The organism is Clostridium sp. JS66, assembly GCF_033561535.1.
In the GTDB taxonomy this organism is placed as follows: domain Bacteria; phylum Bacillota; class Clostridia; order Clostridiales; family Clostridiaceae; genus Clostridium_AM; species Clostridium_AM carboxidivorans.
In genome coordinates, this window is record NZ_CP131467.1 from 4,487,165 (window position 1) to 4,508,657 (window position 21,493).

Below are 21,493 nucleotides of genomic sequence, written 5' to 3' on the forward strand. Positions count from 1 at the left end.
ATATATTCTACAATTTTTATGAAATTCCTTCAAATTACATTATTTTTATTCATTTTAAGCTATAATAAAGTAATTGTATCGTTTTCAGATAGTGAAAATTAGAGATAGCTTTCCATACAAGGATTTTATATATATGATTTTCTAGTAAATTATGAATTATATTTAAATATTAAGCACTGCATATTGCTTAATTGACAAAAAACAATTGCATCAGTTTAATACCAATGCAATTACATTATAAAACTTATCTCATTTTATTTAATACAAACTGCGGAATAAGTCTAGTAAGTTTAGAGGGCATCAAATTTAAATCATCTCTTCTTATTCCACCTAAAATTACTAATCCAAAACCATATGTAAGACCACCTACCCCAATAGCTATTACTGTAGCTATTGTATTAGTAACATATCCTTTATGTATGAATCCAAGTACTAAGCTTAAAATATAGTACGTACCAAAAGCTAAAGCTCCCATAACAGCTGATGCTATAATTGGCTTTATGGAATGAATCCAGAGACTTAATTTTAAATTTAAAGACTTTTTAATAATTCTATGATTTAAAACTATAGGAATTGCAAATCCTATTATGCTTCCTACTACCGCTCCTAATATATTAATCTTAGGCATTGCTATTAAAAAATAATTAGAAGTTATTTTAAAAACTATCCCTATAACAGAATACAATGTAGCAGTAAAAAGTTTTCCTATTCCTTGCAATATGGTTGTTTGTATTTGCATAATAGCCATTAATACTAAAACTACGGAACCATAAGCCATAATAAATTCTCCTCCACGAAACTTCAACATATCATAAATTGGAGCACTTAAAGAAGCAAGTCCTACAGCACAAGGTACTGCAATCAAAAAGCATAATCTAAAGGAATAGTTTATTTTGTTTCTTGCAAGCTTCTTGTTCTTCACTGCTATTGCACCAGATATAGCAGGTAAAATTGCAGCTGAAAGTGAAGATATAATTGCAATAGGTACATTTAAAAGAGATTGGTATTTAACTAACCATCCATATAATATACTAGCATTAACTTCAGTAATTCCTCCTACCATAAGTCTTGATTTTGTATTATATACATCTACTAAATTTCCAGCATAAGTCATACCTACACATATAGTTATGGGTACACCATATTTAACTATTTTTCTTAACAATTGCTTTGTAGTAAATCTTCTTACTTCTTCATTTATATATCCTTTAGGCACTTTAAACCTTCTATTGCTTTCATAATAATACATGAGAAAAACAGCTGAAATAAGTGCTCCTACAGATGTTCCTATGGTAGCTCCTGCACAACCAGCTTCTAGTCCAAACTTCATAAAATAAACAGCAAAGCCTAAAGAAAAAATAATATTCATTATCTGCTCTATAACCTGTGATACTGCTGTTGGAGTCATATTTGCACGACCTTGAAAATACCCTCTATAAGCAGATGCAACAGAAGTAAATAATATAGCTGGTGAAAGTGTTAAAAGTGATAAATAAGCCTTATTAAATTTAACTAATTCAGCTAAAGGATTAGCAAAAATAAGCAGTACAAGCGACATAAGAATTCCTAAAATTACAAGTATAAATCTTGCTATTTTAAAGCTTTTTACTGCATCTTTATAGTTTCCAACTGCTGTAAGTTCAGATATAAGCTTTGATATTGCAACAGGTATTCCCGAATTGGTAATTACAAATATAAAAGTATATACCTGATATGTAGCTCCATATATTCCATATCCCTCGCCGCCAATTATCATTATTAAAAATGGTATGTAGAGTAAAGACAAAACCTTTGCCATCATACCCGCCGCAGAAAGTATTGCAAATCCTTTAGTAGTTGACTGTTCCTTCATAGTAAAACTCCTTATCTATATCCCCCATATTAATTATAAACCATCTATAACATATTTAAATATAAATTTGGATTTACGATTAAAACTTGTCAAAAATATAATTTTTAATCTTTTTCAATACAGGTGGCAATCCTGATGCTACAGTTTTATTTTCCATGTAAATAAATTTTTCAGTACAATCTCTAAAAATAAGTTTGTATGCATACAAAAATTGATAATTCAAACCATATTTATTGAAGAAAAAACTATTTAATTTAGCTGTACCATATTTCGTATCTCCTAATATTGGATTACCCAAATGGTTTAAATGAGCTCTTAATTGATGACTTCTTCCTGTTAACAATTCAAGTTCAACTAAAGAAAAGGTTCCACAGCTTTGAATATTTTTTACATTCATACTAATTTCTTTTGTATCTTTTCTAGGTTCATCATAAACCTGAGATATATTTTCACTTTCATTTTTATGAATATAAGCCTTATACAAGCCATCCTTAATTCTTCCCTTTATTAAAGCTTGATAATACTTATGTATTTTCTTTTCCCTTATCATTTCATTTAATAATTTTAAAGCTTCATAATTCTTTCCAAATATAACTATACCAGAAGTGTTTCTGTCCAATCTATTGCAGGAAGCTGGTGTAAATGTTACTTCATTTTCTGGAGTATAATCACCTTTGTCATAAAGATATGAAAGTACATAATCTGTTAAAGTGTGCTCTTTCTTTTTTCCATCTGAGTGCACTAAAACTCCAGGCCACTTTTCAACTACTACCATATTTTCATCTTCATAAGCTATTTTTAAAAAACTATTTTCTATTCTAATGAACTTCTTTTTTGTTTGATTTGAAGTTATATCTCTTGTTTCTATTAAATCTCCATCCAATAATGCATATTTCTCTTTAGCTTTTTTGCCGTTTACCTTCACATCACCTTTTCGTATGCTCTTATATATAGCACTTAAAGGCATATCCTTAAGCCATTTTCTCAAAAATTTGTCTAATCTCTGTCCTGCTTCATTTGGTCCTATTTCAATTCTCATATCATCACTCCTAATAAGTATTATATATCTTTCTACATCAAATTTCTCTATTATGTTATTATTTACATTTTATCTAATTAAACAACATCTAATTATATAACACTATTATTGTCAAAAGCAATATATAAATATTTAAATTTGTGATAATATAAAAACTAAATTCATTTTTATACAATATAAAATAATAAACCCCAACACCTTTAAAGGTATTGAGGCTTATTATTATCTTAAAAGTTCATATGCAATTTTACACTGTAGTGCTACTCCAATTGGAAGACAATCTTCATCAATGTCAAATAGACTTCCATGAGCTGGATTTACTATTCCCTTTTCTTCATTTCTACATCCTAAATAATAAAACGCTGAAGGTCTTTCCATGGAGAAATAAGCAAAACTTTCAACTCCTAAACTTGGATTCTCCAATATTTTTACATTTTCTTTTCCTATTACACTGTCAGCAGCATTGAAAACTTTTTCTAACATAGCATCATCATTATACAAGCAAGGATAGCTCTCTTCTATATCTATTTCACATTCTCCACGCATTGCATGCACAGTTCCTTCAACTACTTCAACTAATCTTTTCTTTACATAATCTCTGTTTTCTGTAGTCATAGTTCTCATAATACCCGATATTGTGACTTCTTCTGGTATTATATTTTGAGCTGTACCTCCATGAATAGTCCCTATAGTTATAACTGCTGCATCTGTTGGTGATATTTCTCTACTTATAACATTTTGAAGAGCTATTACCACTGAACTTGCTATAACTACTGGATCTATTCCTGTATGTGGACGAGCTCCATGGGCTCCTTTTCCTTTAATTTTTATGGTAAAAGGATTTGATGCTGCATTTACAACTCCTCTTTTTACTCCTATTTTTCCAACCTCTATATTTTCATCTACATGCAAACCTATTACATTATCAACTTGTGGATCTTCTAAAACTCCTTCTTTTATCATCACTTCAGCTCCACCTGTGGTTTCTTCTGCAGGTTCAAAAAATAATTTTACATTTCCATTTAATTTATCTTTCATACTGTTTAATATTTTAGCTGCACCTAAAAGTATAGATGTATGTGCATCATGTCCACAAGCATGCATTTTTCCCTTTACTTTTGAACAGTAATCACAGTTTTTTCTATCTTCTAATGGAAGAGCATCCATATCGGCTCTTAATCCTATAGTTTTATTTCCATTACCCTTTATTATTCCGCAAATTCCTGTTTTAGCTGTTTCAGTATACTCTATACCTTCCTTTTGTAAAAAATCCTTTATCTTTTGAGAAGTTCTGTTCTCCTCATAACCCAATTCTGGATTCATATGAAAATCTCTTCTTATACTTACAATTTCATCTTTTATATTCTCTGATAGTTTTAAAAAATCTAGTTCCATATTTAATTCTCCAATCTACAATATTATTCCCAACCAATTTCAATTATATCGCCACTTGAAAGCTTATCATAATATCCTGCATCTTTTTGATTTAAACGTAAATATAGCTTTCCTTTAGGTATTGTTAAATCAAAATCTATAAAATTAAATATATCTATAAAAACATATTCCTTTTTACCTTGTAAACATACGTTTTTACCATTAACTATTACTTCAATTTCATCTTCTGATTTTTCTTTTTTTAATAACTCATCATCTTGTTTTGTTTCTCTATTTTCCTCTAAAGCTTCAATTTTTTCTTCACTTTTTTCACTATCTAAAGCAGCTTCTACCTCACTAGCTTTATTTTCTACAGTAGTTTTATTTTCTACAGTATCAACACTTTCTTCACTAGTTTCAATTTCCTTTTGTTCAACAACTTCTTCTATAACCTCATTTTTTTCTGCTTCATCATTCTTTATACTATAAATTCTGTCTCCCTCTTCTATTTTATAGTCATCTGAAATTTCTGTGCCATTTAAATAGTATTTATATTCTTCGCTGTTTTCTGCTACATATTTTTTATATTGGGTTAAAGTTTCAGGAAATAATATTTCAACTTCATCATTTTCCTTTATTTTTTCATTAAGATCAACCTTTTCTCCATTTATTAAAGCTATTGGCTCTAAATTTTCTATTATGTCATTAACAAAAAAGCTTATGGAGTAAAGCCTTTTAACATAATCTAAAGCACTAGGCGCCGAATCATTTCCATCCCTAGCATATTTTATTTCTACCTTATCTCCTTCTTTAACTTCCTCATCTATATTGGACTTATTTCCATTAAGCATAATTTCTGCTGGTGAAGCAAGAGTTCCAAAAGCTACCCTTTTAATCCCATTTAAAGTAAATCTAATATTTTTTCCGTTTCTACCAATTAGTACTTTAGGATTCATACCCCCTTGCATCATCACATCCATCACTGTATGTTTATGTGAATTAAATAAACTTATTACTTTATCATTTAAAATTACATCTATAAAGTCATGTCCAAGCCTTCTTATAGAAACTAATGCTATTCCCAAAACTGTTACCCCTGTACTGCCTAATGAATTATCCTCACATACGCATTCGGTTACAGCATCCCTACTTTTAATTGCTATTCTTTGAGGTAATATATTAAGCTTATCCCCTAAAAACTCCTTTAATTTAGGAGTATGTGCTCCTCCTCCTACTATAAAAATAGCATTAGGAGATTTATCTCCATTTAATTCTATAATTTTGCTTCCTATTTCATCTGCTATCTTTTTTACTGTTGGAGTAATAAATTTCACTACATCTTCACAATTTAATTCATTTTCTAATCCTAAAACATCTTTATATACTAATTTCTCATTAGTACTGCACTGTCTTTTTATATATTCTGCCGTATTGAAATCTACAAGATAATTTTGTGCAATGACTTCTGTTACTTCGTCACCAGCTAAAGGAACCATACCATAAGCACTTATAGTGTCCTTGCTACTTATAGCTATATCTGAAGTACCTGCACCTACATCTACCAAAGCTAAATTTAAAAGTCTTAAATTTTGTGGTATAGCTGCTTCCATAGCTGCTATAGGCTCTAAAGTCATACTTGCTACTTGAAGTCCAACCTTTTCCATAACAGAATAAAGACTATCTACTACTGATCTTGGAAGAAAGGTTGCTATAACTTCTGCTTCTATGTTTTCCCCCTTATGTGAAAGTAAATTGTTTATTATGTATCCGTTTAAATAATAATTTTTTACACTATAGCCAACACAATAAAGCTTTCCTTCCCTTTGTTCATTTATTTTTTCTTCTGCAATTTTTACTGCTGTAAGCTCTAAGCTTCTTACAGTATCCTTATCTATTTCCTTATCATAATCAATTTTAAGCTGTGCTTTAGATACCATAGTCCTTAAAAATCTTCCTGCTGCTGCAATGGATACACTTTCCATTTTCATATTAAGCTTTTCTTCTAACTGCTTTTTAACATTGTTTACTGCATTAGCTACCAAGCCTATATCATGAATTTGACCATCTATCATGGCTCTTTCTTCATGCTCCACGCAATATTCAGCCACTATATAAAATTTTTTATCTCTTACTGTACCCGCTGTACCTATTACAGAACGTGTACCTATATCTAATGCAAATATTACATCTTGTGGATTAATGTTAGTATCATTCATAATATTTACCTCTTCATCTTTATAATTTAAAAGCTCATAGTTCTAAAAATATGGCCTTTTTGCCTTATAAACATTATAAATAATTATAAAATATTTGTAAACTAATCTATTTATATTATCAAGTGATTCTTAAGTTCAGATGGAGTTTGCTTATAAGAATGGCTTTATCCGGAGCAAAGCTTGTAAAATGCCATTTAGCCATTTTACCCAGCTGAACTTTAGAAGAACTTATCCAGGCGCGTAGCAGTGCTTATCCCCCACTTTGATAGAAAAGCAGATATCCCAAATCTTCGATTTGGTGATAGTCGCTTTCACTGTGTGCGATGGGGGTGTTAGCAATGGTAGCGATCGGATAAAACTTTATCTACATGTTTATTTTCAAATAAAAAAGACTTAATTTAATAAGCCTTTATAACATGTGAATATTTTATTATTAACTAAATCTACATAGGTTCTCATTCCATTTGGATATACAAATATAATCAAGTGGACTATCATAGAAAAACCACTTAAATACTCCACGTCTCGAACCAAAAGTTCTATTGAACTTCTCCAGCATAGTATTAAACTTATCATCAGCATATAGATGAGGATCATTCTTATCTATATTTAGAATATATCTATACTCGAAGAAATTACCTCCATTGTCATTTTCATAAAACATATTAGGATTAGTAGTTAAAAACGTTACTTTTTTCCCTATAGTCTTACCCTCACCTAAATGCCTCTTTTCTCCCGATTGCGGAATTAGTTTGCTATACTTTTCACTTGAAAAATGATAAAATATCATTCTTTTACACCTCGTTTCACTTATAATGTTATCACTAATTAGTATAAAAGTATAATATGAAACATTATTTTTAGAGGACAATTGTCCTCTGTCCTCTGAAAAAGTTGTGTCACATCATGCTGCTCATATTAAATCAAAGTTTTTTATGTGCAAAAGTTGAGTAAATTATAACCTGCCAGTTTTCAAAAATTCCTTTACCCTTTTATTAATAACTAATTTAATGAAATAGTACCCAATAATAATTGCTCCTAGTATTTCAGGTCCGTATACAAAAGGATTTGTTAGCAAATTTACAATATTACTAGCTATCCAATTTCCCTCTGGTCTAGTAGGGAACTTCAATCCATAAGCTGGCCAGAACAATATACCTGGATACAACCACATACTGTCCAATATTTGATGTATTAAGCTGCACACTCCAAGTGTTATAAAACCATTATTTCTACTTCTTTTAAAATAATATGATCCTAAAATTATTAAAAACATAGAAAATACCAAGGAATGAGCAAATATCCTACTATTGTGAAATGTACTTCTAAAAAAATATGCTCCTATTGGCTTATCTATAATATCTGGAAGTACAGATCCAATGGCAACCAGCCTATAATCTATATAAGACTCATTCTTATCAACCTTTTTTGCTGGAACAATATTTTCATATAATTTAAAAGCCGCAGTTGTTATTCCTACATGTCCAAAAAATATCATAATTCTTACCTCTAACATTTATGTATTATCATTTTTATAGATATTATTGCATTATACTTTATAATATTCAAGTTTTAAATATTTAGTATGTAAATATTGAAATATAAGCTGTATATGATACAATTTATAAGTAAAAATTATTTGTGTTTTTTAGTAATCAATAGGAGATAGATAAATATGGTACATACAAATGAGAATAATAAAGAATTAAAAATTGACTGTAAAAAATGTTTTGGATTATGCTGTACAGCATTATACTTTTCAGCATCTGAAGGTTTTCCAACAGATAAAGAAGCTGGTAAGCCCTGCATAAATCTTCAATCTGACTTTACCTGCTCTGTTCACAAAAATCTTAGAAATAAAGGTCTAAAAGGCTGCACTGCTTATGATTGTTTTGGTGCTGGTCAAAAGGTATCTCAAGTTACTTGTAAGGGTATCAATTGGCATGAAAGTCCAGAACACGCTAAGCAGATGTTTGAAGCCTTTTTAATTATGAGACAGCTTCACGAAATGTTATGGTATCTTACTGAAGCATTAATGCTTCAAACGGATGACCACTTAAAGAAAGAAATAGGTTCATTACTAGAAGATACTAAAAAGCTTACTTTACTTGATCTTGATTCTCTATTATCACTGGATGTGGAAAATCATAGAACCAAAGTTAATATATTTCTTAGAAATACCAGCGAATTTATACGCACTAAAGCACGCAGTAAGAAAAATGCTAATTTAAAAAATAAAAAAACAATTTCTAGATCGTTAGACTTCTTTGGAGCAGATCTCAGAAAAACTAATCTTATAGGTGCTGACTTAAGAGGAGCATGTCTTATTGCAGCAAACCTTAGAGGTACTGATTTGAGTGGAGCAGATTTGATTGGTTCAGATTTACGAGATGCTGATCTCAGTGGTGCTAATCTTACAAACAGTATATTTCTCACTCAAGCTCAGATCAACACAGCTAAAGGTAATTCAAATACAAGAATACCTGCAAGGTTAACTCGCCCAGATTATTGGTCCAAATAATTAAATAACCTTCATATTAAAAAATCCTATTATTAAATTTTCGATAATAGGATTTTTTATATGAAATATTCTCATTTTTAAAAAGTTATAAACAAACTTCATGAATATTTTTCCTTAAATCATATAAAAATTACTATTTTAAAAAACATTTATAAACAATTTATGTTATTTTATAAGTGGATATAAGTGCTTATCTTCTTTATCCAACCTATTTTTGAGTACTTTTATAATTTCAGCTGTGTGATTTTTAAAACTTTCAATATTGTTATTAATTTTGGTTTTAGTATTAAATTCAGCTTTATATTTTTCAAGCTCTGCATTTATATTTCCCATTTCATCTATATAATGTTTAGCCATGTCTTTAAGCTTATCATCATCACCATTTAATAATTCAGGATATAAGAAATTATCCTCTGATTGCAAATGAACTTTTAATACCCCTATTAGTAAATTAATATTTTTAGATATTTCAAAAGAATCATTCTCTATACTATTCTTGTTAATTAAACTTTCTATTGTTTTTACATTTTCACGTATTGCTTCATGTTGTCTCACAAGATTATTAATATTCATCATATTGCAGTTCCCTTCTTTCACTAAAAAATATCCTTAAGTTGTTGATATTATTTTATCTGTTTTAAGTATATTATAATATTTATCTTAATTCGGTAACCAATGGTACAAATGATAAATTTTATTCTATGTGAAGCCCATTAATTTTAAAATAAAGATTAATAAGCTTTGTCACGATTTTTAAATTAGTATTTATAACTTAAAAAATCGCAGCAAAGCTCATGGGATGTTACTAAATAGTATTTTTAATTATTTATATGCAACATTTAAATAATTAAGCTATATTAATTGGTAAAATCGTATACAAACTCTAAAAAGCTATTCACTTAATATTAATATACCTTCTTTTTCATTTATATAAGGTAGTGTTTTTACAATCTCATAAACATATTTTAACTTTTGTTTTTCTTCTTTTAGTATGCTGTCTTTTTCAACTTTATTAAAACAAAGCATATTACACCAAAAGTCTACAAAATCATCCTTAGTTACAAAATGAGTATCTTCTTTATCTTTAACTACAAATCCGCTTTTAAATTCTTCTAATATCTCAATATCTTCAATTTTACTATTTGAAATACTTCCGCATACATCATTCCACATAGTTTTAAATGCTACCATAAAACCATTCCTCCTAATCGTAGAATTATCTCTCATATATATATATATAGTATATCATATATTGTGTTTAAGTCAAACCTATTTACTTAATAAAATATAACATTAAATTTAATTTAACTACATTTATCTACAATAGTGTGCCTAATTTAATATAAATAAATTCATTAATATATCCCATTTGACTTACATTAATCAACTTTTTCATGATAATAATTTGTCCCCCATACCCCAACTAATATCATAATTGCACCTATAATATGATAAAAATAAAAGCTTTCATGCAATACAAGCACTCCTGCTATAATAGACACAATAGTTGATATATTTGAAAACACTGAACATCTAGAAGCCTCCATTTTTGAAAGTGCATAATTAGCTAAAAAATATGCTACTATAGATGATAAAATTCCAAGGTATAATACTGAGACTATAAATGTTGTACTGCTTAATGGTTGAAAATAATATGATAACTTTTTATTTATTAAAAGTTTAGCAATTGAAATTACGTTAAAGCATACAGCTCCTGAAAACATCATAAAATATGTTATTTCAATAGCATTAAATTTTCTTGATATCTTCCTTGATATTATATTAAAAAATGCAGCTGAAAATACCGCACCTAATAATAAAACTACACCTAAAACAGAACTTTCCTTTTTATCCGAACTTCCCATTACAACTATTAGGATTACCCCAGCTACAGACAGCATTATACTTATAGTTTGCTTTATGGATGGCTTTTCATTTAAAAAATACACTGCTAAAATTGTCACTGCCATGGGTATAAGAGCAATCATAAGACCACCTACTGAAGATGCAGTTCTTTGAAGTCCATAGGTTTCAAATATAAAATAAATTACAGGTTCAATAAAGCTAAGAATAACAAGCCACTTTATAGGTTTATTCTTATAATTCACCTTAACTACTCTGAAAACTATAAGTAATGTCATTACTAAAAAAGCAATTAAAAACCTAAAGGAAAGAAGAGTTATAGGATCAGCTACACTTAATGCTCTCTTTGAAAATAAAAAGCTTAATCCAAAAATAAAATTCATTGCCAATGCAGTTATATACGGAAGAATATTTGATTTGTTTTCCACGGTAATAATCATTCCTTTCCCGTTTTAAATATAATAAAAAACTTAGTTTATGTAAATCAAAACCCTCCTGCTTTTTAAACGGGAAGGTTTTAGCATATTGAACAATTTAAAAGACTAAGAACTTCTTTTTCTTATAATATTAGTTAATGCTTATTTATACTATCTATAATTTTCTGCCTTAATAACTGTTGTAATTGATGATAGGCGGATTGAAATAAAAAAAGCTACTGCTAAAAAGCATACAATCATACCAACAACTCCATGCCATCCATAAGAAGACCAAAAATTTCCACCAGCAGTTCCACCGACACTGGAACCTATATAATAGAACAGCAAGTATAATGATGAAGCTTGTGCCTTATCGTGTGTTGCTACTTTACCAATCCAACCACTAACAATTGAATGGCCTCCAAAGAAACCAAAAGTCAAAATAGCAATACCAATAATTTTTAACAACAGTTTCATATCCAATGTTATAAATACCCCAATAAACATTGTTAAAAGTGCAATGCAAAGGACTTCATGTTCCCCATAATTATCTGCCAAACGCCCCATAAAAGTAGAACTAAATGTTCCCACAATATAAATAACAAAGATAAAGCTAACTAGGCTTGAGCTAAGACTATATGGAGGTTTAATTAGCTGAAAACCAATAAAGTTATACAAAGCAACAAAACTTCCCATAATCAAAAAACCAATACAATAAAGGCAAAGTAAATCAGGGTTTTTTAGATGATTTCCCATAGATTTTAATAACTTATTTATTTCAAAAGAACGTGGTTTAAAATGTTTGGATGCTGGTAATTTCATCGAAAATATAACACTAGCTAAAACTCCCAATATCCCTATACAGGCTAGTGCTGCTCTCCAATTAAAGAAATCAGTGATGATCCCAATAATAATACGTCCACTCATTCCTCCAATAGAATTTCCACTAATGTAAAGTCCCATAACCATCCCCAAGCTTGCTCTATCAATTTCTTCACTGATATAAGCCATAGCAATGGCTGGTAATCCTGCTAAAACAAATCCCTGTAAACCTCTAAGTACAAGTAAACTATGAAAATTAGGAACAAATGCAGTTAACACTGCTAGTATGGATGATGTAAACATGGCAAAGGACATTATTGGCTTTCGTCCAAGTACTTCTGATACTGAACCAAAAATCAACATACTTACTGCTAGAACACAAGTTGTTACTGACAATGATAAACTAGCCACAGTTGGCGAAATAGCAAATTCCCTAGATAGATATGGCATCAAAGGTTGTGTACTATATAAAATAGCAAAAGTATTAAACCCACCTGCAAATAGGGCAATACTAACTATACGAAACTCCCTTGTACCTTTTTGAATGTAATTCATAAACGTATCACTCCCAGCTAAATTTAAAATGCAACTAAATCACTGATTATAATTGTACCATAACTACTTATATACTAAATTTACAAATTACAGTATTATTTATACTTGCTCTTTATGATATCGTTTACAAGTATGAATTCCAGCTATACACACAAGTTTTTTATTTCCAGTGCTTTAAGACATAAATCCGTCACTACTTACATATATCATACACTGGAAAGAAAAATCTAAAATTTTCTTCAAAAGTTGAGATTTTAATTTTTAATGTTAAAATTAAATTATTAGTTATTATGGTGGTGAAAATACATGAGCAGATATATTGTTACTAATCCTAAGAAAGTGGGCTCTGCCCCTGGAACACTTATGCATATTGGCAGCAAGTTTAAGGAAAAGTCAGAAATAACACTTATTCAGTATGATAATGAAACAGAAGAAATGCTGCATACAAATAATATTGATAAGTGTTTTTCTCATTTTAATGATAAAAAAGTTAAATGGTTAAACATAGAAGGGCTTCAGGACATTTCTATTATAGAAAAAATAGGAAAACAATTTAAACTTCATCCTCTCTTGCTTGAAGACATATTAAATACAGGCCAAAGAGCCAAAATTGATGACTACGATAATTATGTATTTATTGTATTGAAGGTACTTACCTATAATAAAGATTTAAAGAAAATAAATTCTGAACAGGTAAGCTTCGTTTTCATTGACAATTGTATTATTAGTTTTCAAGAAAGAGATATAGGTGTTTTTGACAATGTAAAAAATAGAATTAAAGTTTCCAATGGAAATATAAGAAAACTAGGAGCAGATTACCTTCTCTATGCTTTAATAGATGCCATTGTAGACAGCTATTTTGTCATGCTTGAAAACTTTGGGAATAAAATAGACTCCGTTGAAGATCAACTAATAAACAAACCTGAAAAAGGAATTTTAAAAAGCATACACAATCTTAAAAGAGAAATGCTTTTTTTACGTAATTCCATATGGCCTTTAAGAGAAGTTGTAAGTATACTCATAAGAGGTGATAACTCCCATTTCACTGAAAATACTATTGTGTATTTAAGGGATGTATATGATCATATCATACAGATAATTGATACCGTAGAAGTATATAGAGATATGCTGTCTGGTATGCTGGATACCTACCTTTCCAGCATAAGCAATAAGACAAATGATGTTATGAAGGTTCTAACCATAATATCAACTATTTTTATCCCTATAACATTCTTAGCTGGAGTATATGGCATGAATTTTAAGTACATTCCAGAGCTAGAATTGCCTTATGGTTATGGCCTCTTTTGGGTTATTGTAGTAATCATAACATTACTGATGATTAGATACTTTAAAAAGAAAATGTGGATTTAAGTTTTGCAAAATGAGTACATTGCGACGTAAGTTGCAGTAGAAGTTTGGATTTTAACTTTTATTCCATGATATATGATAAGGGTGTTATCATATATCACTGCATAAAAGTTAAAATCCAAACTAGTGACTTCAAGTGTACTCACATAATTGCACTGTTTTATGTAATTTTAGTAAGCAAAAATTATAATTAATCATAAGTTATAGTGCTTAAAAATTAAGGTATAACCTCCTAATGTACTATAATCAATTTATGATATTAAAAGTACATATTTATTAATTACATATTGTTTTTCGCTTTCTTATTCTTATATATATACATGCCAATTATTAAAATAATTATTAAAATAAATGGCACAACAATCTTATATATATTTCTATATACAAATGTTATAGTATCTCCATTAATTATACCTGTTTGATAGCCTTCAATACCTACAGCTGCTGAAGTTTCCTTAACAAATATTAATCCATCATAAGATTCTATTGGTACTTCAGGCATCACAAATTGCTCAATATTTCCATTATAAACAGCTCCAACGCTGTGAGTTAACTGTTTTTGTGATAACCACTTTGCAATATTCTTATCCTCTGAAGCAAACTTAAAATCCATAAAGCTTAAAGGTATCCCTGTCTTTTCAAAACTGTATTCAAAGGAATTTGAAGCTGACTTATCCACTTTGAATTTTGCTGGTGTATAACCAAATGTTTTTCCACTATTATTACAAGGTATTGCTCTAAAACTGCCTTTATAAAAATCAAATCCTATTGAATAGAACTCATCTTTAAACATATCCTTAAGGTTTTCTCCCATTGATTTATAGATAGAACTCTTTTTAGTTACATGTCCATTATGTGCCCAAAGCATAATTTTATCATTACCAAATTGTTTTTCATAATTTAAAATCCACTTAACATTTTGTGCCATATAATAATCTCTAACAATAGATGCTTCTTTTAAATCTTTACCTTTTGCCATTTTTGAAAATTTTACACATTGAATAACTATATTTAAATCCTGATACACCTTTTCATATTCACTAATAGAGGTCTTTTTAACATAGTTTTGTTTATTTTGTTGAAAGATACTTTTTAATTCTTCAGTATCTTTTTCTAAGCCATTTAATCTTTCGTTACTTAATGAATACATTTGATTATCCACATATAATAATTTTTCTTTGAATTTAGGAAAATTATTGTTATCAACTTTTTTTACATAATCTAAAATTCTAGAACTGTTTTTATCTGCAGACTGCATATCAAAACCATAAAATTTAATTTTTCTTTTATGCTCAGGATTTTTATTGTACATTCTCATCCATTCCACCATATCAACTACTTCTTCTGTTGACCATGTCCAAAATTTCATAGATTTAACAGCATCCTTCGCGTTTCCAGTTCCATTAAGTATGTAATCGTTAACATCTTGAGTGCCACCTGATTCAGCTTCTATGGCAAAAATTCTATATCCCATTTTTTCAACTAAGAATTCAAAGAAACGATGCTTCATTTCAAAAAATTCTTTAGTACCATGAGTTGCTTCTCCCATTGCTACAATTTTTTTATCTTTTAATATTTCCTGAAGCTTATTTAAGTCCTCAAAACCATTTCCAGCCTTTGTAGTTTTTAAAGGTATTAACTTACTCTTCAAATCAAATTTTTGTACATTATCTGCTTTTATGTTTATAATTTCATATTTAAATAAAACCATAATTATAAACAGTATAGGAAGTAAAAATTTTAGATACCTTTTGAAATTTTTCATGTATACTTTCCCCCATTTGCTGGCTTTTTAGTTAATGTTTATTTAAACTATATTCCTAACATGAATCTATTATTGCTTTATAATCATCTTGCAACTTTTAGCCATATACTATAAATTATATCACTTAATTCAAATAAACTCATTACAATCATTTCAACCAAAAGAGGAAATTTTATTATTTAATACTACATTGAACTTATAGTTTTACCTTATTCATAAAATCACACTTTTTTATTACAATAGGTGTAACTGGCTCCCCATAAAAGTCTATTGCTTTTCCTACAGTTTCATAACCAAATTGTTCTAAAATCTTCATAGTTATATCCCTGGCTTCAGCAAAAACTTTTTCTGTGCCAAGATTAAAAATTTCATTTAGTGAAAACATAAGCATTTTTTTGCCTATACTTAAACCTCTTAGCCTTTTATCAACTGCAAACCTTCCCAAATGCCATTGATTATTTTCAGTCCACCCAGCTATTATTCCTATAATATCTTCTCCTACTCTCGCACACCACCAAATTGGATTCAATTCTTCACTTATAGGCATTAATTTTTCAGGAATATTCTGCTCATAACTAAATACTTCTGCTGCTAATCTAATTGCATCATCCATATGATTTAGTGAAACTTTTTCTATTTTTATTCGAGAGTTATCTTTTATAAGATTATTTTTTAATGCAAGAATACGAAATTCTCTCAATGATTTTGCAATATCCTCATTGAGATCCTTATATCCTAAATCTAAAATTTCATTAATAAAGTTATTTGACTTACAATCTCCATTTATTATAGCTTCCATACCTAATGATAAAATACTAACGTGCTTCATTCTTTTATCGGTATTGCATTTCTCTATTTTAATAAATTCTTTAGTTACTAAATTATTAAGAATTCTGCTTAATGAAGCCTTATCAATTCCTAATTGTATTACCAATTCACTAAAAGGAACACTTCCATTTTGTTTAAGGTAACTCAATATATGTGCTTGAGCTAACGTTAATCCAGAATTTAGACAATTATGATTGAGTAAACCTAATTCCCTTATAATTAGTCGAAGCTCTTTTCTAACTATTTCCACACTATCCAATCCAACCCCACCTTTTGTTGATAATATCAACAAAATTATATCATATTGAAATATATACTGCAACATTTGGAAATACGAATTATCACTATTTAAAAACTTCATATAAAGATAATTATAAAAATATCTTATGCCCCTATTTTTCTGATTATGTTATTCCTTTCAAGTTACAAATTACCAGCAAGTCATGTTAACTTTGATCGTTTATAAAGAACCGCTTTAACTTCATTAATGTCCTTTTCATTACTCTTAGCCATCTTTACATAGCAAAAGGCTGATGGAATGAGAAATAATTGGAATATTGACAAAGTAATTATATAATTATTAGGTTCTCCTGAGTATCTAGATACAGCGGCTAAAAGTGTTCCAACTCCAACATTTCCTAAAGTTCTTCCTAAACTATTGGCAAGATTAGCTGTACTAAAGGAAGTTCCTCTATGCTCTGGAAGATTGACATCTGTTATTAAAGCAAGCCAATTTGGTGTATTTGCAGATTGTGCTGCTGAAGCAAAAAAAGATAAAATAAACATTGCAGCAATCCATGGATTTAAAACTATTTCTCTTAATAAACTAAAAAAAATTAAAGAAGCATTATAATTCCCGGGCAATAATAAATTTTTCATTGGCATTACAAACATTAGTATATAAAATGGCATAGTAATAAAAACAAAAAATGAAGTTAATATAGCTCTTCCTTTATAATTCTTTCTTTGTGATTTATCTCCAAGGTGACCAAAATACGAAGATGTTAATCCACCTATTTGAAATATAGCAAAAAGAAAACCTGAAGCAATTATTGCTGTTTTATTATCATATCCTTCGTGTTGTATTTTTGAAATATACAGCGTTGGAAGCCATATTAAACTTCCAGTTGTAATATTCATAAAAAAGCCTTGAAAAAACAATAAGATATTGCTGTGCTTTGAAGCCAGTTCATACAAATGATTAAATTCTATATTGTAATTATATTCATAACCTTCTTTAATAAGCTCCTTTAATTCAGGTTCAGCTTCCCCTAATGTAGGTTCCTTTATAAAGAGGTATAAAATAATCAATAAAAAACCTATTATACTCACAATCTTAAAGGGTCTCCTCCATCCTGCATAAGTAGTAGTAAGAGAAGCCATTAATGATCCTGCAATTCCTCCAAAGCCTTGAGACATTCCCCAAAGGCTTAAAATCATACCTCTCTTTTTGTGTGGAATATAATCTGTTAAAACACTAAATCCAATTGATGCTATGCATCCAAGTCCTATTCCAGTAAAAATTTGAAAAATCAAAAGTTGTAAATAGTTGCTGCTTATAGATGTCAAAAACACTGCTATTGACCAAATTATAGTACCTATAATAATAAGTCCTTTTCTTTTAAATTTTCCTGAAAGATATCCCCAGTAAACTGATGAAAATGCTGTAACTAGAATATTAACAGCAGAAACAACTCCAAGTGCAGATAAATTCACATTTAATTCCTTAGCTATAGACGAAAATAGCGGTGGAAATAACCCTATAATAATATTATCAAAAGCAGCCAAAGCCACAAAAACAAATATGGTGTATATCATTTTTAAGTTTTCCTTATTCGTAAATCTTCACCTCTTCTCATAAGTTCAAACATATTCAAAATAGTTATCTATTAAACTATAGTTTCTACCAAATTTACATAAAAAATTAATTTTTAAGGTAACATAATTAAATAAAAAGTTTTTTTATTTCACCCAATATAATTTAGAATAAGTTTTTTACATATCTGAATGTTATTTAAGAAAGGAATGATATTTATTATGGCCAAAAACATACTTATTATTTCCTCTAATTACACAGGACATGGACATAAAAGCATAACTGAATCCTTATGCGAAGTTTTTTCTGAGAATAATGATGTTAACATTCACGTTGTAGACGGCTTTTCATTAGGTGGTAATACTCTTTTGAAGATAGGCAAATCTTATGGTCCTATAACAAGAAAATCTCAAAGTTTATGGGAATTGGTATGGAATATGTCTACACTAAAACCAGTATTAGTTAATGAATTTATTGAATTAATAATAAAGGATCATTTAATGAAGCTTTTAGAAGAAGTACATCCTGACTTAATTTTATCTGTACATCCTAATTTCAATGGTTCTGTTATAAATGTATTAGAAGAAAATAAAATTAAAATACCATTTATTACTTTAATAGCAGACTTAGTAAGCATATATCCTCTCTGGGCAGAGCCTAGGGCTGATTATACTATAAGTCCAACAAGAGAAGCAAAGGATAAATGTATGGAGTTTGGGGTTCCAGAAGAAAAAATAAAAGTTTTAGGTTTTCCTGTACGTTCAAGGTTTAATAATCATGGTGAACATAGTGATTATAAGACAGATAAGCCTTTAAAATGCTTAATAATGAGTGGTGGAGAAGGCGTAGGAAATATGAGAAAAATAGCTGAAGTTCTTCTTAACAATTTTAACTGCATTGTTAGAATTATTGCAGGTAGAAACACAAGGCTTAAAAACTCGCTTAACAAATCCTTGTCAGAAAAGTATGGTGATAAGGTTGAAATTTATGGATTCATGGAAAACATACAAGAATTAATGTTTTCTTCTGATATTGCTTTTACAAGAGGAAGTCCAAATGTTATGATGGAGTCCATAGCATGCAATACACCTTTAGTTATCACTGGTGCTTTACCTGGCCAGGAAGAAGGCAATCCAAAGTTTGCCGAAGATTATAATCTAGCAGCAGTATGCGCAGATGTAAAAAAAATGAAAGATACTATAGAAGATTTACTTAAAAACAATGCAGAAAATTTAAATAAAATAAAAAGATCTCAAATAAATTATAATAATCCCAATGCTGCTAGAGACATTGCAAACTTTATTTTAAGTGTTATTAAAAATGATTAGTTTATATATATATAAATGACATTCACTCTAACTTAATGTGAATGTCATTTTCATAAAAAAATAAACTTAATACTTTAATTTTACTTATGAGAACTTGCTAATTTATTTAATGTATCAACAAATTCTGTAATCTCTTGTAAACTTGCAGTAACTTCTTCAATTGCAGCAGATTGTTGTTCTGTATTTTCTAATGTAGAATCAGATGATTCCATAGTTTTATCTACAGAATTCTCTATTTTACTTGTAAGTTCTGATATTTTCAAAGCTGTTTCCTTAGAATTTTGAGACAAGTTTCTTATTTCAGTTGCAACAACACCAAAACCCCTTCCAACTTCTCCTGCTCTAGCTGCTTCTATAGCTGCATTTAATCCCAGCATTTTAGTCTGGTCAGCTATACTTTTTATTGAATCAAGTATTGTGTTAATTTCCAAAGATATATTTTTTACATTAACTATTTCTTCACTTAAAACGTGTTGATTATTAGTTACATTAACTGAAGAAGCTGATAATTCTTCCATAGTAGCTGAAATCTGACTAAAATTCTCTGAAAGCACTTGGGACATATTTTTAATCTTTAATTCTTCATAACCTATTTTTGATAAAGCATTAGCAATTATATACAGTACTTCTGCAGCTGCTCTTACGCTTTTTTCAGTAGTAATCTTTACTTTATTTACTGCTTCCACATATCCATTTTCATTAACTCCTATTTCCTTTGCAGTTTTTCTAAACTTAGATTCATCTGGAGCAGAAGTTAATATTTGTCCACCTAAAATTGTTCCAATTTGTCTTCCTTCCACCAATATAGGTGCCGCAAAATCAATTAATCCTGCATGACAAGTATAAACATACGGTCTTCCTGTTCTTGCAGCCTCTTCACCACCTCTTTTATGTGATTCAGCACACCTGTCGTCACCTGCTTTAGTTGATTGAGTAAGCTTCAAACACAAATCTGTATAAGAACTTGGCTTAGTTACTGGTTTTCCATTAATGTCTACTGTTATACTGGCAATATCCATGCTTTCTGCAAAATTGTCTTGAAATCTTTGAAGTAAATCAATATCAATAACATCCTTTATCTCTATTAAATTTAAATCAACATCATTACTACTAACTATTTTCGACATAATAATTCCTCCAAAATATAATAAATTTAAATTTTAAACTTTTGAATCATACCATTAAGGCTTTGAACTGTTACAGTTGCTTGATATATAGCCTTTGTATTTTAATCAATACTTGCTTTTATTTTTTCTATATTTTCAGATTACCTTTATGCATTTACCGCCATAGATTCTTTCACTATAGAATTATAAGATATAGAATAAGTAATTAGCGATGATAACACTAAACTTAAAATGCATACCAAAGAAATTATTAATGTTATCTTTGACTTAATACTTCTCATAAAAATTCTTCTTTTGTATTTGCGGCATCCATAATATTTTATCGAATATTTAACAAAAAACTTAAGTTTTGTATTAAAATAGCGAAAAATGTCGGTTTCTAAGTATTTAGCACAATATCTCTTATTACAATGAGTTTTCACAATTAATGAAACGCGCTAATAGTTTTTTCATCCATTGTAAAAATTTATTATTCCTATTAAATATTACCTATAAGATTATTACTTTTTTTACCTTTGACATCTTTTTTTTTAAACTATATTATTTATTAGAACAAAATAGATATTTTGTATAATTCATCATAATATTAATACATTTTCCCTC

General features: G+C 29.0%; 18 protein-coding genes. 3 read left to right on the forward strand and 15 right to left on the reverse strand.

Going from position 1 to position 21,493, the window contains the following annotated elements:
• Positions 1-244: 244 nt before the first annotated feature.
• The 6 genes from Q6H37_RS20830 to Q6H37_RS20855 all read right to left on the reverse strand — a co-directional run bounded on the left by Q6H37_RS20830 (position 245) and on the right by Q6H37_RS20855 (position 7,979).
• Positions 245-1,852: a polysaccharide biosynthesis protein gene (locus Q6H37_RS20830; RefSeq protein WP_318736134.1), complete on the reverse strand. Its 1,608-nt coding sequence runs from the start codon at positions 1,850-1,852 to the stop codon at positions 245-247.
• 79 nt (positions 1,853-1,931) lie between these two features.
• Positions 1,932-2,891 carry an RluA family pseudouridine synthase gene (locus Q6H37_RS20835; RefSeq protein WP_318736137.1) on the reverse strand — a complete coding sequence of 320 codons (960 nt, stop codon included), beginning with the start codon at positions 2,889-2,891 and terminating at the stop codon, positions 1,932-1,934.
• Positions 2,892-3,113: 222 nt separating this feature from the next.
• Positions 3,114-4,286, reverse strand: coding sequence for an amidohydrolase (locus Q6H37_RS20840; RefSeq protein ID WP_318736138.1), 1,173 nt, complete (start codon positions 4,284-4,286; stop codon positions 3,114-3,116).
• A gap of 23 nt (positions 4,287-4,309) precedes the next feature.
• Positions 4,310-6,481, reverse strand: coding sequence for a cell division protein FtsA (locus tag Q6H37_RS20845; RefSeq protein WP_318736141.1), 2,172 nt, complete (start codon positions 6,479-6,481; stop codon positions 4,310-4,312).
• A gap of 433 nt (positions 6,482-6,914) precedes the next feature.
• The gene (locus Q6H37_RS20850; protein ID WP_318736143.1) at positions 6,915-7,271 is read right to left on the reverse strand and encodes a hypothetical protein; all 357 of its coding nucleotides are present in this window, start codon (positions 7,269-7,271) and stop codon (positions 6,915-6,917) included.
• A 165-nt stretch (positions 7,272-7,436) separates the two neighbouring features.
• Positions 7,437-7,979, reverse strand: a complete 543-nt coding sequence (locus tag Q6H37_RS20855; protein WP_318736145.1) for a metal-dependent hydrolase — start codon at positions 7,977-7,979, stop codon at positions 7,437-7,439.
• A gap of 177 nt (positions 7,980-8,156) precedes the next feature.
• Here Q6H37_RS20855 and Q6H37_RS20860 point away from each other — a divergent pair, with 177 nt between their 5' ends.
• Positions 8,157-9,002: a pentapeptide repeat-containing protein gene (locus tag Q6H37_RS20860; protein WP_318736147.1), complete on the forward strand. Its 846-nt coding sequence runs from the start codon at positions 8,157-8,159 to the stop codon at positions 9,000-9,002.
• 165 nt (positions 9,003-9,167) lie between these two features.
• On the opposite strand, the gene Q6H37_RS20865 is transcribed toward Q6H37_RS20860, so the two are convergent.
• The 4 genes from Q6H37_RS20865 to Q6H37_RS20880 all read right to left on the reverse strand — a co-directional run bounded on the left by Q6H37_RS20865 (position 9,168) and on the right by Q6H37_RS20880 (position 12,658).
• Complete coding sequence (locus Q6H37_RS20865; RefSeq protein WP_007063892.1) at positions 9,168-9,578, reverse strand: hemerythrin domain-containing protein; 411 nt, start codon at positions 9,576-9,578, stop codon at positions 9,168-9,170.
• A 315-nt stretch (positions 9,579-9,893) separates the two neighbouring features.
• Positions 9,894-10,193, reverse strand: a complete 300-nt coding sequence (locus tag Q6H37_RS20870; RefSeq protein WP_318736153.1) for a hypothetical protein — start codon at positions 10,191-10,193, stop codon at positions 9,894-9,896.
• A 188-nt stretch (positions 10,194-10,381) separates the two neighbouring features.
• A complete protein-coding gene (locus tag Q6H37_RS20875) occupies positions 10,382-11,293 on the reverse strand; it encodes a DMT family transporter (RefSeq protein WP_318736158.1) in 912 nt (303 codons plus the stop codon).
• A 159-nt stretch (positions 11,294-11,452) separates the two neighbouring features.
• Positions 11,453-12,658 (reverse strand): MFS transporter, encoded by a 1,206-nt coding sequence (locus Q6H37_RS20880; RefSeq protein WP_318736161.1) that lies wholly within the window; start codon positions 12,656-12,658, stop codon positions 11,453-11,455.
• 306 nt (positions 12,659-12,964) lie between these two features.
• On the opposite strand from Q6H37_RS20880, the gene corA reads away from it, so the two are divergent.
• On the forward strand, positions 12,965-14,029 hold the full coding sequence (gene corA, locus Q6H37_RS20885) for a magnesium/cobalt transporter CorA (protein ID WP_318736164.1): 1,065 nt from the start codon (positions 12,965-12,967) through the stop codon (positions 14,027-14,029).
• Positions 14,030-14,306: 277 nt separating this feature from the next.
• On the opposite strand, the gene Q6H37_RS20890 is transcribed toward corA, so the two are convergent.
• The 3 genes from Q6H37_RS20890 to Q6H37_RS20900 all read right to left on the reverse strand — a co-directional run bounded on the left by Q6H37_RS20890 (position 14,307) and on the right by Q6H37_RS20900 (position 18,437).
• Positions 14,307-15,791: an erythromycin esterase family protein gene (locus Q6H37_RS20890; RefSeq protein WP_318736168.1), complete on the reverse strand. Its 1,485-nt coding sequence runs from the start codon at positions 15,789-15,791 to the stop codon at positions 14,307-14,309.
• A gap of 196 nt (positions 15,792-15,987) precedes the next feature.
• Positions 15,988-16,878, reverse strand: a complete 891-nt coding sequence (locus tag Q6H37_RS20895; protein ID WP_318736170.1) for a bifunctional helix-turn-helix transcriptional regulator/GNAT family N-acetyltransferase — start codon at positions 16,876-16,878, stop codon at positions 15,988-15,990.
• A gap of 182 nt (positions 16,879-17,060) precedes the next feature.
• A complete protein-coding gene (locus tag Q6H37_RS20900) occupies positions 17,061-18,437 on the reverse strand; it encodes an MFS transporter (protein WP_318736173.1) in 1,377 nt (458 codons plus the stop codon).
• Positions 18,438-18,656: 219 nt separating this feature from the next.
• Here Q6H37_RS20900 and Q6H37_RS20905 point away from each other — a divergent pair, with 219 nt between their 5' ends.
• The gene (locus tag Q6H37_RS20905; protein ID WP_318736175.1) at positions 18,657-19,763 is read left to right on the forward strand and encodes an MGDG synthase family glycosyltransferase; all 1,107 of its coding nucleotides are present in this window, start codon (positions 18,657-18,659) and stop codon (positions 19,761-19,763) included.
• Positions 19,764-19,843: 80 nt separating this feature from the next.
• Here Q6H37_RS20905 and Q6H37_RS20910 read toward each other — a convergent pair whose 3' ends face one another.
• Both Q6H37_RS20910 and Q6H37_RS20915 read right to left on the reverse strand, forming a co-directional pair.
• Entirely contained in the window at positions 19,844-20,890 is a 1,047-nt protein-coding gene (locus Q6H37_RS20910; RefSeq protein ID WP_318736177.1) for a PocR ligand-binding domain-containing protein, read from the reverse strand.
• A 146-nt stretch (positions 20,891-21,036) separates the two neighbouring features.
• Entirely contained in the window at positions 21,037-21,171 is a 135-nt protein-coding gene (locus Q6H37_RS20915) for a hypothetical protein (RefSeq protein WP_318736179.1), read from the reverse strand.
• Positions 21,172-21,493 lie beyond the last annotated feature (322 nt).